Source organism: Paenisporosarcina sp. P4_E4_2 (assembly GCF_056401595.1).
In genome coordinates this window covers 1-12,874 of record NZ_JBFUJC010000051.1, presented here as the reverse complement: position 1 = coordinate 12,874, position 12,874 = coordinate 1, and the positions used below count along the sequence as shown (strand labels likewise).

The window sequence follows — 12,874 nt, the reverse complement described above, 5'->3', positions numbered from 1 at the left end:
CCTCTGACCCTAAGTGTTTTATATGGTAAAATAGTGTGAAAAAGAGAATTTCGTTTAAAAATGAGGTGCAGTAATTGGACACAAAATCAATAAATGAAATCATGAAAGTCATACAGGAGTTTTTTCCTGAGCAAGCATCCATTGCGATATCAAATACCAACGAGTATGTGTATTATCAACCGAGTAAAAGAATTGATTTAAAAATACTTCCTGGTGATCCGATAAAAGAAGGAACGGCAACACATAAAGCTCTTTTATATGGTCAAAAAGTGAACGAGTTTATAGATCCTGATCTTTTTGGTGTATCTTATTATGGAATGAGTATCCCCATTATCGAAGAGGGTAAAACCAAAGGTGCAGTAACTGCAATACTTCCCCATCAACCTTCTCCATTTTTAAGTCAATATATGACGATAAAAACGGACGAAAATTGGTATCCTGTTAAACATGAACATGTCCTTTTCCTGGAAACCCAGCTAAGAAAAACGTTTGTGAAAACCGAAAGTAAGGAAGGTTATCACCGTTTTAATTTAAGTGAATTGGAATTGTTTCTTTCTTCGGAAACCTTTATCAGATGTCACCGTTCATACATAGTCAATATCGCATTCATTAAAGAAATTCAACCTGATTCCCATTCGACTTTTTTACTTGAGATGACTGATGGAACCAGAATTCCTGTCAGTCAGCGATATGCTAGTTATTTCCGAAGATCCCTCGGATTCTAAATGTAATCACGCGAATAGTTCTTTAGTATGTTTAACGGTGATACTTTTGACCTTAATCACTTCCAAAAAAAAAGAAGGGTACGCTCGCTCGTAGCGTAGCCTTCTTTTTTATTCATTTTCCGTATCCAATTTCTTTTCAATTGGATCTGTATCATTTGAATCCGATTGTTTGTTTTTATCCTGGACTGACTCGTTGTAATAATGAACACTTGTCATGGCACCTTCGCCTACCATTTTATTGTCGTCAATATCATGAGGTTCTGAATGACCTGCCTTCGTCAATTCTGTTTTATTCACTTTTTGTGATTCCATATAGGCATTGAATTTTGTTTTCGTATTATTGAAAGCTACTAGTGCTTTTTCACGATTTTCAGGTTTACTAAAGTAAGCATATGCTCCTGCTGCCAGTCCGGCTAACAGTAATGAACGATTATTCCCTTTTCCCATTGTCACCAATCCTCCAAAAAATCTAATTTCTTTTTATAACTATTAGATACCCCTTATTTTCATGTTCAACACTTCATAATGATGGCAAAATGATGACATTATCAAAACTTGTGCAATAGCATATCGACATGTGGAATTCCATCTTCGTTATACTCTTCCGAAATTTCCTCAAAGCCAAAAGTTCCATAAAAATGTTTCAGCTGCGTTTGAGCTTGCAATTGAATATCACCGTTTGGCCATTTTTCACTGCTAAAAGATATTGCCTGTTCCATTAATTGCTTTGCCAGCCCTCTCCCCCGTGCTTTTTTGTTCACAATCACTCTTCCAATTGAAATACGGTTATATTTTATCCCGGCAGGTAAAATGCGTGCATATGAAAGCAATTCACCATTTTCAATATAAGCGAGATGGTATGAATCCATATCGCATCCATCTATCTCGGGATAGGGACATGATTGTTCTACTACAAAGACATCCACTCGCAATTGTAAGTATGTATAAAGTTCGAATGTTGATAACTCTTGAAATGATTTGATTGTCCACATATTTTCCACTCCCCTTGAGGATATTATTTCACAGCTATGGCATACAAGTGAAATCTTTGGTATGATAGTTGAAAGAATTTTGAGGTGAGACGATTTGATACGAGCGATGAAACAAGACGATATTGCTGCGGTACAGCAAATCGCTAAGATTAGTTGGCATGATACTTATGAAGGTATTATTCCAGCTGAAATTCAAGATTTATTTATTGAACGGGCTTATTCAAATGCCATGATGATGAAACGTTTAGAAAAAACATCTGTGTATGTCGCTATTCATGATGACGAAATTATTGGGTTTGCCAATTTCACGCGTGTAGATGAAGATGGAGATGCCGAGCTGACAGCCATTTATTTATTGCCTTCGCATCAGCATTTAGGATATGGGAAGCAGTTATTAAATGAAGGACTGCAACACATTCAAGATGCTCAACAATTATTTGTTTACGTTGAAAGCGAAAATCAAAAAGGTCGTACATTCTATGAACGTAGTAATTTTACATGTGTCGAAGAGTTCGATGAGTTTTTTGAAGGACACCCTTTATCGACAGCTAAATATGTTTATTATTTAAAAACGCCTGTTAACAATTAAATGTTAACAGGCGTTTTCTTATCTAGTTAGGCTATTAAACTTAAAACCTACCTGTAAAAGCCGTATATGGTTAGCGCTAGATTTAGACTAGATTAGCGCTTTCCACTTTTTTATAATGGTTGTTGTGGTTGATTTTGATGTTGCACTTCATTGTTGTAGTAAGAATCTTCTACAGGTGTTTTACGCACGAAACACATAATTGCTGCAATGTAGAACAAAATTGGCGCTAATAACAAAATACCTGACAATAACCCTGCAAAGATGAATAAGATTCCTGCAGCTTTCGGACTCTTGTTTTTGGACACTTTCACTACGCCCAATATACTTAAAATGACGCTGATAAGTAAAGTTACAACAATTACCCATCCTACCACGCCGACTACATTCAGACCGACATCAACAACATCATTAAATACAGCAATGTCTTCAGCTGTCATGGACGGATCGGATAACATTATTTCTTTTTCTAACATTTGTTTCATTTCATCGGGGTTTGCATTGGATGCCCCCACAACTGTAAGTGTCGCAAAAATTAATAAAATGACGTTTAATATAGTACCAATTACACCTAATGTTACTTCTCCCGCTCTGCTCAAAGCATTCACCTCTTAAATTTTATTTACTATATTATGTACGAACCACAGGTAATATGGTTTCATTATTCTTTATTCCCTTAAGAAATTATGAATAAACCTGTTTTAAAAGTGGAATGCACGGGTACACAATCAGTAATACCATAATGGAAGGAGTTGATGCAAGATGGAAAAGAAATTAATTTTCAGTCAATCAGATTTCATGTACACAATGGTAGGGTCTTCCGTATTAACTGGATTTTTATTTATTTTTACTCAAATGTGAGGGATAAACAATATGACGAAGTCGACATAAAAGGCAACCCACTAAATGAATTAGCGGATTGCCTTTTTTATGCTTTAAGATCTTCATATTCATCAGATTGATTGAAAGCAGACACGACATATGAACAAACGGCTTCCATTTTATATACGTTTTCCCGAGCATATTCTGCTGAACGATCGAGTAATTGTTTAGCTACCCCTTGCCCTCGAAGTGCAGGAGAAACAAATGTATGATCCATCACCATTACATCCCCAAGCAACGTCCATGTAATTTCCCCTAAGGCCTGACCATCTTTTTCATGCACAAATGCGTATGCATCATGACCTAATTCTATAAACTGGAACTCCATTACCACCACTCCTTTTTTTCAGTGTAGCATAATTTACTCTTTCAATGAAAGCGGGCGAAGTGAGGCTTCAATTTGTTCACGACGTGATTCCAAAAACGGTGGCAATGCAAGGGTTTCACCTAATGTATCCATTGACTCATCAGTGGCAAACCCTGGCTCATCAGTTGCAAGTTCATACAATATTCCATTTGGTTCACGGAAATAAATTGATTTAAAGTAGTAGCGATCAACTTTGCCAGAAGTCATAAATCCTTTTGAACGGAGTAACTCTTCCCATTTATCATAGTCTTCAAACGTTTTTACCCGGAATGCCACATGATGGACACTCCCACGACCTGGTCGCTCCATTGGCAAATCGGGACGTTCTTCAATATGCACTTCTGACGCAGGCCCTCCTTCCCCAGTGGAGAAAACCGTAATCTCAGGCATTCCTTGAATAGGTGATGGATACGTGCCTACTTTTGTAAAACCTAATACTTCAGTCAAGACAAGTTGTGTTTGTTCAGCTTTGCGAACAGTCAAAGTGACATGCCCTAATCCAACAACTGCAAATTCTTCAGGAACCGCTGATTTTGTCCAAGGGATTCCATAAGGTACTCCTTTTCCATCATCAACTACCAACATGAGACGTGATCCTTCAAAGTCTTCAAAATACATCGTTTTTCTTCCGAAACGTTCAATCACTTCTTCGAAATAAACATTGTGTTCCGTAAAGCGTTCTTTCCAAAATGCCAGGGCATCTTCACTTTTTACGCGAAAAGCCGTGTTACTGATGCTTGAAACACCAGGTACTGTTTTTGCTGCGTGCGGAATATCAAAATAGGTCATATCCGTCCCAGGTGTACCTACTGCATCCGCATAAAACAGATGATATGACGATGTGTTATCTTGATTCACACTTTTTTTCACGAGTCGCATACCCATTATACGAGTAAAGAAATCAAAGTTTTTTTCAGCGTTCGCTGTAATTGCTGATACATGATGAATACCGGCCAATTCCATAATAATTCCTCCTATATAAAAATATCTCGAATTCGAGATATTTTTTCTTTTAGTTTAGCACGCAATTAAAGGATGCGCAATTGTTCTGTTTCAATGTAGAAAAGTGAAAAGTTCCGCTCTAGTTTTACACCGATGATGGAAGGAATAAACGAATATTTCGCCTTTCTGGCACTGGAGCTAGACCAATTGAGCCTTGAAAGAAAGTAGCTGCATGTACAAGATTTAAACATTTCACTTCATGAAAAAAAACCTCCACTTGGGAGGTTTTTCACTTAATTAAATAATGACCGAATGGAATCGATTAAACTATTGAAGAAGTCTTTAACACTTTGCCAAAAGCCTTCATTATCAACAATGTTGCCGATTTTATCTTCAATTGTTTTGCTTAAGTCATTCAACTGATCAGACCATTTACTGAAATCGATGTCCAGTTGTCGAATACGATCCATTAAATCGACCAATAATTGACGGTCTTCTGGACTTAACTCAATTTGGAGTTTCGCCAATTGATCTTGAACAATCTTTTCAACTTCTTCTTTAGTTGCAGGATTTTGTTCTGCGATATCTTTTTTAATCTCCGTTAACAGTTCACTTACTTTTGCATCATCAATACCCGATTTATCAGCTAAAATGGTTGCCACGGAAAGTTCTTCATTCGCTACATCCGTACGCTCTTTGTCCAATGTTTCTCCACTGACTTCATATGCTTTGTAAATCCCCACTAAAGCGGAATGACCCGTTACTTTCTTTGGTGCTGCCACTTCAACCGTTGCATCTTCGATTCCGGCAGTTAACATTGCATTTTCGTACATTTCAGCGGTTACTTGCGTGATATTCTCTTCTGTCACGATTTTAATCACTAAGCCTTTGCCTGCATCCTCGCGTGTGATTTTTGCGGATGAAAACATACGGGCTGACGAATCTCCATCTTTAATATACTTAACTAAATCATCGCCATTTACTGAGATTTCTTCGACTTCGCTTTCACTCGTCACATTCAGACTGTCTTTGACACTTTGTTTTTCAGCTTCTGTTAAATCAGCTCCGTACACGACGATTGGCATGCCAAATTTTTCATTAATTACATTTCCAGAAGATGAGGAACCTGTGCTTGCCAAAGCACCAGAAGGCATTAGCAACGAGGCAGCTAATAGAAATGAAGCAAAGCGGACAATATTCTTTTTCATTGATATTTCTCCTCTCAGAACGAACAATTCTTATTGTGATGGGTCAAGCCATTCTGTCTATGAATATGCTTCCCTTTTGATAATACGACGAATAGGCACAAAAAGTTTCGGCGAGATTTTTCTCCCCATTCTTTTTGTGCCCATTAAAAGTGTATTTTAAACTTAAATGTCAGATTTGACCAAAGTCCAACCATCTTTTTGTTCAATTTTCTTTTCTTTCATTAACTTTCCTAGTGCACGTTTAAAAGAAGCTTTGCTCAAATTGAACATGTCGTAAATTTCATCTGGAGTTGATTTATCAGTAAATGGCATTTTACCGCCAACATCCTGCAAGTAACGATACAGTGTTTCTGCATCATCCATCAATCGCTCCTGTTTTCGTGGCAGCATCGAGCCATTCAATGACCCATCCTCTTTCACACCAATCACCCGAATTTCAACTTCTTCACCTATACGTGGTTCAGCCATTTGTTCCGTGTGGTGAACAAACACTCTGTACCCTTGAGGAACGCTGATGAAAAACGAACCGATTGGCAATAAGCGGTATGCTCTAGCCTTCAAATTTTCATTCATTACAGATGTCGGCGCTTCCACGAATGTTTCAGCTACGCGATCTTCGGTTGCCAGTCGACCGAATAAGTCTCCTTTAAAATCGGTTCTCAATGTCATGTATAAATGATCACCAGTTTTTGGCCATAGCTCTTTTAATAATGGCAAGTCAGATGGTTTCACAATCACTTCACGTGAACTGCCGATATCGACGACTGCACCTTCACGCTCGTCCATTTTAATGACTCTTGCCCATCCGTAAGTACCTTTTGTGATATGTGGCAATGTGGAAGTTGCACTTAAATTGCCACGACGGTCTTTAAATAAAAATACTTTAATTGTATCGCCTTCCTGAACTCCTTCAGGTGCTTCAGATCCATTGATTGGTACTTCAATTTCACCATTGGATAATATCCATTTAGAAGATTCCTGTGACTTTATCTGTAAGTCAACAATTTCTCCAGATATCATTTCGCTCATAGCGGACACTCCTTTCGCTTTTTCCTATTCTGATTGTTGCTGTTCTTTAAGTTCTTCAAGTTTTTGAAGAAAGTCAGGGTTTTCTTCCATCGCTTGAATCAAGTCTGCAATACGATCGATCGAATTCCAGCTTAAGTGATGTTCTATTCCCTCAACATCTTCATATATTTTGTCTTCCTGTACGCCAATTAAACGCAAAAATTGTTCCAACAAATCATGACGCTTAACCAACCGCTTTCCTAATTTCAACCCTTTCGGTGTTAACATCAGACCTCGGTAGCGTTCATATATCAAGTATCCATCTTTGTCGAGTTTTTGAACCATTTTCGTTACAGAAGAAGGAAGAACTGAAAGAGATTCAGCGATATCCGATACACGCGCATATCCTTTTTGCTCAATCAGCATATAGATTTGTTCAATATGGTCTTCCATACTAGGTGTCGGCATCACTCTGTTCCTCTCTTTCCATAGCTTATATAAGTGTACTATAGTCGCTTATCGTTCTCAATGAATAAAGCAAAGTGCAACAGGATGCTAAAATCTACACAGACGCTGAATGATCATTAACAGCAGATACTTCCTCAAAAGAGTTAATTACAAAGTTGCATCTCCTAATTATGTAGGTTATGCAAGCTATATATGCCGAAACGTACAAAAAACAACTTAATTTTAGTTTGAGTGGTTTATGGCGAAAATATCAGGGGTACTTTACTAATATAAAAGCGGCCTAAATGCAGAGAGGATGAGCTTGAATGGGTAGAATTTTATGGAYGATCATCGTCGTATTATTAGTTATTTGGTTATTAGGACTTGTATTTAAAATTGGCGGCGGTCTGATTCACTTGATTTTATTAATTGCAGGTATCATTTTAGTCGTACAATTAGTAACGGGTAAACGAAAACTGTAACAAAAGGGATGTCCGTATATTACGGACATCCCTTTTCATGTTATTTGATTTTGGCGTAGATACAAGTATCACGTATATATTTACCATCCGCAGATAGCGACTCTTGCTTCAGAATTCCTTCTAGCGTAAATTTTAATCGTTCAGCGACAGCCCGACTTCTCACATTATCTGTATCGCACCGAATTTCCACTCTTCTGGCTCCCAACTCTTCGAAAGCAAATTCAGTCAAACGCTCAGCCGCTTCCGTCATATAGCCTTTCCCTTCAAATCGACTGTCCAACCAGTACCCAATTTCAACTTTAGGTATGTCCCAATTTATACGATGAAAGCCGCTTGCCCCAATAAACTCACCTGTTTCTTTTAAAAACAAATGAAGTCGCAAATCTTTCCTTGTGACAAAATCGGCAACAGCCTGTCTTGTATTTTCAGTTGTGTCTTCGATTTTTTGACTACTTTGTGCCCACGGCATCCATGGTTGGAGGGCTTTGTGGGATACTTTGACACTTTCCCACACCAGTGGTGCATCTTCAACTTTTGGTGCACGGATAAAGAGTCTCTCCGATTCAAATGAATCCGGGAAATTACGCATCGCGACATGTACTTTCGCTTCCGATTTCTCAGGTACTTGCTGATCATCCCATAAGACCGGGGTAGTCGTACCTTCAATAAAGTCTTCCCTTGTTATTCCATACGTAATAGCATCATAATAGGAATTTTCTTTTGGTGAAAACCAAGCTTTTCGAAGATGCCCTTCTTTTACAAACCCTGCACGTTCAAACGTTTTGCGCATGGCAAAGTTATCTTGTCGAGTATGCCCTTCCACACGAATTTTCTTTTCAGGCAGATTGAATACATATTCCGCCACTTTGATTAAAGCAGCGGGACCGTATCCATGACCCCGATAACTATCAGCAATCCGCAAATCAAATACGGGTATTTCATCTTGCAAATCGAACACTTTTACAATACCAACTTTTTGCTGCTCATCATTTTCGACCCAAAACGTTTTGACTTCGTCTGATTCGTACCCGCCCTCTTCAATAGTCTTTTCAATAATTTCTCTCGCAGGATTTGAATTTCCGTGAAAAGGCCAGGTATTTGTGGTCATAAAATGTATCAGTTGTTCTTGCTCTTCCATTGTCCATTCTGTTAATCGCATGCTCTTCCCCCGAACGGCGTTACTTTTGAATGCGCAGTAATCTCATTGAATTCAATACAACGAGTAACGTTGCCCCCATATCTGCAAAGATCACAATCCAAAGAGTCAGCCACCCTGGAATGATCAGCAGTAACGCCACTATTTTTAAACCTAATGCAAACATAATGTTTTCTTTAATAATACGCAATGCTTTTCGGCTCAAATGAATGGTATATGGAAGTTTTTCCAGGTCATCCTCCATTTCTTAAGCGTTATGATTTGGAATCGAGGTCCAGGTTGACAGTTTGGGGTTCCAGGTAGACAGTATCGGGGTCCAGGTTGACACTTTTGGGTTCCAGGTAGACAGAATGGCATTCCAGGTTGCACAAATTTCTTTCACCGTCGTTTTGGTTCTTAGGAAGTACTTAAAGATTGCTTCGCTTACTCCAAATAATAAAAATGTATCTGCGCAAATAAAGGATTTAGCTTTCACTCTAGAGAATATATATCATGTATATAAGGTTCAGAGAAGAATCACTTCACTAAGGGGGGTTGAGGATGTATAAACAAATTTTGGTGGCCGTAGATGGTTCTGTACATTCGAAGAGAGCAGCAACTCACGCTGTTTTCCTGGCGAGCTCAAGTCCGGATGCGCATGTTACCTTGTTATATGTTTTGGATTACGATAAAACAAGGACTGATGTCATTCATAGCATGAGTAGTGAAGAGTTGCATATAGATCGCAAAAACAAGATTATGCCTATAAAAGAATTATTTACGTCCAAAGGGATTTCAACTGAAATTAAATTGCTGCATGGTGAAGCCGGTCCTGTCATTGTGGAGCATGCGAACCAGGAAAATTACGATATCGTGGTAATCGGCAGCCGGGGGCTAAATACCCTACAGGAAATGGTGCTTGGTAGTGTAAGTCATAAAGTGGCAAAACGTGTACATTCACCTGTCCTACTAATCAAATAAACACCTTGAAGCAAATGAATTCAGTACTTACTTATAAACTCGAACTCAGACTGACCAATTCATTGGTCAGTCTTTATGTTCGTTCAGGAGATGATCAAGTGGAAAAAGGTCCATTAAATTTACTTACAGATGTACCCGGTATAAAAGTGGGACATGTCACGCTGAAACAATATTTGGATGAAAAAGATTCGATTTGTACAGGGGTCACTGCGATATTGCCACATGAGCAAAATCCATTCCTACATAAAGTACCTGCTGCAAGTTTTGTCCTGAATGGCTTCGGCAAGACGGTCGGTCTCATTCAACTTGAAGAACTGGGATTAATGGAATCGCCCATAATGCTGACAAATACATTCAGTGTCGGAGCGGTATTAGAGGGCACACTCTCCTTCATGTTGGAACAAAATCCAGCAATCGGAGATTCAACGAGTTCGCTTAATTTGGTAGTGGGAGAATGCAACGATAGTCATTTAAATTCGATTCGCCTTATGGCGGTTCGTCCCGAACATGCGATTGAAGCTCTGGAGAACGCTACACCTGGAAGTTTTGAACAAGGTGCAGTTGGTGCTGGTACCGGGATGATTTGTTACGGGGTGAAAGGAGGCATCGGCAGTTCATCGCGAATTGCTAAACATGAAGAATACGCTTTTACCGTGGGAGTTCTTACACTAACGAATTTCGGTCGTGCTCATGAGTGTCGAATGGCAAATTGGGCACAAGACAATTTGGACAAACCAGATGGGTCCGTCATTATCATCGTTGCAACAGACGCTCCTCTAGACGCACGTCAATTGAAGCGAATGGCGAAACGTGCAGCAATCGGACTCGGCCGAACGGGCACACACATTCATAACGGCAGTGGTGACATTGTTATCGCATTCTCTAATGCCACTATCATTTCACATGAATCAAATCATCCGTTTGAAACACAAACGTTATTAAGGGATGATCATCCTCTTATGAATGAACTATTCCAAGCGGCGATTGAAGCTACGGAAGAATCTGTTTATCAGTCTATTCGCTTCGCTGAAACTACAACGGGTCGTTTAGGCAGAGTCATTGAAAAAGGGCATTTCTAATAAAAAGGGACTTCCGTTCTCACGGAAGACCCTTTACTACTTTCATATTTCCCTCTATTCACGGTTTGAGACAATCTATTCGCAATTCGCATATAACAGTTCCAATCCACCATCCGAGGGTGACGGACAAAAAACCACCGACGAGGGTGAAAAATGCATAACCTACTGCTTTTCGTTGCTGTCCATTCGACCAGCTTTCAATGAATTGAACGGCAAAAGTCGAAAAGGTTGTGAATGCACCTAAAAAACCAACTGTCCAAAATATGAGCAACCAGCTCGTTTCCACGGCTATATAAAGGGATAAGCCCATCAAGAAGGAACCTGCGCAGTTAATCAACAGAATTCCTTTCATACCTTGGATTTTTAGGGAAATGGCATATCTCAACATAGCGCCAAAACAACCACCAAGTACTATTGAGAAAAGTGTCATTTACATGCACCTCCAAACTTATAGCCTAACGCGGCTGTAACAAAACAAGTCAATGTCATGCCAAGACCATAAGCCATTGCCAACACAAAATGATTTTGCATTAGATCTAGCCATTCCGCAGAAAAAGTTGAAAATGTAGTAAATGAACCGAGAACTCCTGTTGTCCATAAAACGGAAGCGGTTTTTCCGGTAGTGGCAGCACGTCTTGTCAACCATCCCAAAACGAAACTACCGATTGGATTTACTATCCATAAAACAAGCGTATCTGGCGTTGTCAACATCACGCTATAGCGCAATAATGCACCAATCATTCCACCGATGCCCACTAATAAAAATTCCTTCATACGATTAACACGCCCTAACATACCCTCTTATGGTTTTAATGTTAACGTATGGGAATCTTGTATGTCACCATTTACCATCGTTTCATGATAATCTCCTTCAGCCCAGTCATTCACTTTGATTATGGAACCATTTTGATTTCATATGACCGCTTTGACCAGGCCCTACGATGTGATGGGCACTTGATAGGTCCTTCATATCTGCTACAAAACGCCAAGAAGCCCCGTGATCAACCGAGCCATCTGCAGCAAACCCTGCAGCTTGAACCGTAATATTGGAACCACCAATCGGCACATGTGATGGATTCAAGAAATAAGCAAAAATTGGTGACGCACCTGCTAATGGATGGTCAAATGTGAGTTGGTGGTAATCTCCCCACTTCCAGTCATCCGAGTTTTTGCCAAACTCCTCCGTAATAGAAGTGACGGCCGTTTCAAATGAATCCATCATCCACTTATCCACCCCTCCTTGCTCCTTCACCCATGCCCCTTCTTGATTTTGGAAACTTTCACGCATCATGGCATCCGTAATATTGCCTTTCCCTGCCAATAAATCGTAAATATCTTTTGGCATTTGATCCTTGAATAGAGTGGCAGGCAACTGTTTGATCCATTTATGGAAAACGAGAGGTGCAGCAGCATCAACTGAGTCCACTTGATCCCATTTTTTTAACATATCCGTTATATCATCATATTTATTTTCTTTATCCATATTTTCAACGGATGCAACCATCTCTTTTAAGAACTCTCGTGCCTGTAGATTATGTTGATCCATTTGAAGTGCCATCATATCTTCCTTCGTGAAATCATCGCCTTCTTCCAATACTTCCGCAATCCGTTCATAGCGGTAGGATTGAGCCCAAAAGTCGGTAATGTGATAAGGATACGAATTGTCTACCACTTGATTATTTGCAGTTGCGATATACCCTTCATCAGGATTCACAACAGTCGGTAGTTCATCATACGGAACGTACCCTTGCCACCCGTATTCCTCGGAATCACCTGGTACTGGCAACTGGGCATCCCCCGATTTTCTAATCGGAATACGACCATTCGCTTTGTACGCAATGGTTCCATCTTTTCCTGCAAAAACAAAGTTTTGTGCGGGAGCATGAAAATCCTCCAATGCCGTTTCGAACTCATCCCAATTAGAAGCCTTGTTCATATTCAGCACGGCTTGTAGTTCCCGCGTGGGCTCCAGTGCTGTCCATTGCATGGAGAACTGCGCCGTTGGTTCTTCTTCATCAAACATGACATTTGAAACAATTG

General features: G+C 39.6%; 16 protein-coding genes and 2 pseudogenes. 5 read left to right on the top strand and 13 right to left on the bottom strand.

Annotated features, from left to right (window positions below; genetic code table 11):
- Window positions 1-74 precede the first annotated feature (74 nt).
- Window positions 75-725 (top strand): LytTR family DNA-binding domain-containing protein, encoded by a 651-nt coding sequence (locus AC1DSB_RS06220; protein WP_016429721.1) that lies wholly within the window; start codon window positions 75-77, stop codon window positions 723-725.
- A 108-nt stretch (window positions 726-833) separates the two neighbouring features.
- On the opposite strand, the gene AC1DSB_RS06215 is transcribed toward AC1DSB_RS06220, so the two are convergent.
- Complete coding sequence (locus AC1DSB_RS06215; protein ID WP_477530959.1) at window positions 834-1,172, bottom strand: hypothetical protein; 339 nt, start codon at window positions 1,170-1,172, stop codon at window positions 834-836.
- 101 nt (window positions 1,173-1,273) lie between these two features.
- Complete coding sequence (locus AC1DSB_RS06210) at window positions 1,274-1,717, bottom strand: GNAT family N-acetyltransferase (RefSeq protein WP_477530958.1); 444 nt, start codon at window positions 1,715-1,717, stop codon at window positions 1,274-1,276.
- A 106-nt stretch (window positions 1,718-1,823) separates the two neighbouring features.
- Between AC1DSB_RS06210 and AC1DSB_RS06205 the strand changes: the two genes are divergently transcribed.
- Window positions 1,824-2,306, top strand: a complete 483-nt coding sequence (locus AC1DSB_RS06205; RefSeq protein WP_036660369.1) for a GNAT family N-acetyltransferase — start codon at window positions 1,824-1,826, stop codon at window positions 2,304-2,306.
- Between the two features lie 110 nt (window positions 2,307-2,416).
- Here the strand turns inward: AC1DSB_RS06205 and AC1DSB_RS06200 are convergent, their stop codons facing one another.
- From AC1DSB_RS06200 to mntR, 6 genes are all read right to left on the bottom strand, one after another.
- A complete protein-coding gene (locus AC1DSB_RS06200) occupies window positions 2,417-2,911 on the bottom strand; it encodes a DUF4064 domain-containing protein (protein ID WP_477530957.1) in 495 nt (164 codons plus the stop codon).
- 320 nt (window positions 2,912-3,231) lie between these two features.
- Complete coding sequence (locus tag AC1DSB_RS06195; RefSeq protein ID WP_477530956.1) at window positions 3,232-3,513, bottom strand: GNAT family N-acetyltransferase; 282 nt, start codon at window positions 3,511-3,513, stop codon at window positions 3,232-3,234.
- Window positions 3,514-3,546: 33 nt separating this feature from the next.
- On the bottom strand, window positions 3,547-4,515 hold the full coding sequence (locus AC1DSB_RS06190) for a ring-cleaving dioxygenase (protein ID WP_477530955.1): 969 nt from the start codon (window positions 4,513-4,515) through the stop codon (window positions 3,547-3,549).
- Between the two features lie 272 nt (window positions 4,516-4,787).
- A complete protein-coding gene (locus AC1DSB_RS06185; RefSeq protein ID WP_477530954.1) occupies window positions 4,788-5,702 on the bottom strand; it encodes a DUF1002 domain-containing protein in 915 nt (304 codons plus the stop codon).
- Between the two features lie 162 nt (window positions 5,703-5,864).
- Window positions 5,865-6,731, bottom strand: coding sequence for a CvfB family protein (locus AC1DSB_RS06180; protein WP_342542873.1), 867 nt, complete (start codon window positions 6,729-6,731; stop codon window positions 5,865-5,867).
- A 24-nt stretch (window positions 6,732-6,755) separates the two neighbouring features.
- The gene (mntR, locus tag AC1DSB_RS06175; protein WP_016429711.1) at window positions 6,756-7,178 is read right to left on the bottom strand and encodes a transcriptional regulator MntR; all 423 of its coding nucleotides are present in this window, start codon (window positions 7,176-7,178) and stop codon (window positions 6,756-6,758) included.
- Between the two features lie 305 nt (window positions 7,179-7,483).
- Between mntR and AC1DSB_RS06170 the strand changes: the two genes are divergently transcribed.
- Window positions 7,484-7,639, top strand: a complete 156-nt coding sequence (locus AC1DSB_RS06170; protein ID WP_477586109.1) for a lmo0937 family membrane protein — start codon at window positions 7,484-7,486, stop codon at window positions 7,637-7,639.
- Between the two features lie 40 nt (window positions 7,640-7,679).
- Here the strand turns inward: AC1DSB_RS06170 and AC1DSB_RS06165 are convergent, their stop codons facing one another.
- Together AC1DSB_RS06165 and AC1DSB_RS06160 are read right to left on the bottom strand one after the other, a co-directional pair.
- Entirely contained in the window at window positions 7,680-8,798 is a 1,119-nt protein-coding gene (locus tag AC1DSB_RS06165) for a GNAT family N-acetyltransferase (RefSeq protein WP_342542871.1), read from the bottom strand.
- 19 nt (window positions 8,799-8,817) lie between these two features.
- Window positions 8,818-9,039, bottom strand: a pseudogene (locus tag AC1DSB_RS06160) (cation-transporting P-type ATPase); the annotation flags it as partial.
- A 296-nt stretch (window positions 9,040-9,335) separates the two neighbouring features.
- On the opposite strand from AC1DSB_RS06160, the gene AC1DSB_RS06155 reads away from it, so the two are divergent.
- Both AC1DSB_RS06155 and AC1DSB_RS06150 read left to right on the top strand, forming a co-directional pair.
- The gene (locus AC1DSB_RS06155) at window positions 9,336-9,755 is read left to right on the top strand and encodes a universal stress protein (protein WP_016429707.1); all 420 of its coding nucleotides are present in this window, start codon (window positions 9,336-9,338) and stop codon (window positions 9,753-9,755) included.
- 98 nt (window positions 9,756-9,853) lie between these two features.
- The gene (locus AC1DSB_RS06150; RefSeq protein ID WP_477530953.1) at window positions 9,854-10,834 is read left to right on the top strand and encodes a P1 family peptidase; all 981 of its coding nucleotides are present in this window, start codon (window positions 9,854-9,856) and stop codon (window positions 10,832-10,834) included.
- A 58-nt stretch (window positions 10,835-10,892) separates the two neighbouring features.
- Here the strand turns inward: AC1DSB_RS06150 and AC1DSB_RS06145 are convergent, their stop codons facing one another.
- The 3 genes and pseudogenes from AC1DSB_RS06145 to AC1DSB_RS06135 all read right to left on the bottom strand — a co-directional run.
- Window positions 10,893-11,264 (bottom strand): fluoride efflux transporter FluC, encoded by a 372-nt coding sequence (locus AC1DSB_RS06145; protein ID WP_477530952.1) that lies wholly within the window; start codon window positions 11,262-11,264, stop codon window positions 10,893-10,895.
- The gene (locus tag AC1DSB_RS06140; RefSeq protein WP_477530951.1) at window positions 11,261-11,608 is read right to left on the bottom strand and encodes a fluoride efflux transporter FluC; all 348 of its coding nucleotides are present in this window, start codon (window positions 11,606-11,608) and stop codon (window positions 11,261-11,263) included. Before AC1DSB_RS06140 ends, AC1DSB_RS06145 begins: the two co-directional genes overlap by 4 nt.
- A 27-nt stretch (window positions 11,609-11,635) precedes the next feature.
- A pseudogene (locus AC1DSB_RS06135) lies at window positions 11,636-12,874 on the bottom strand (penicillin acylase family protein); the annotation flags it as partial.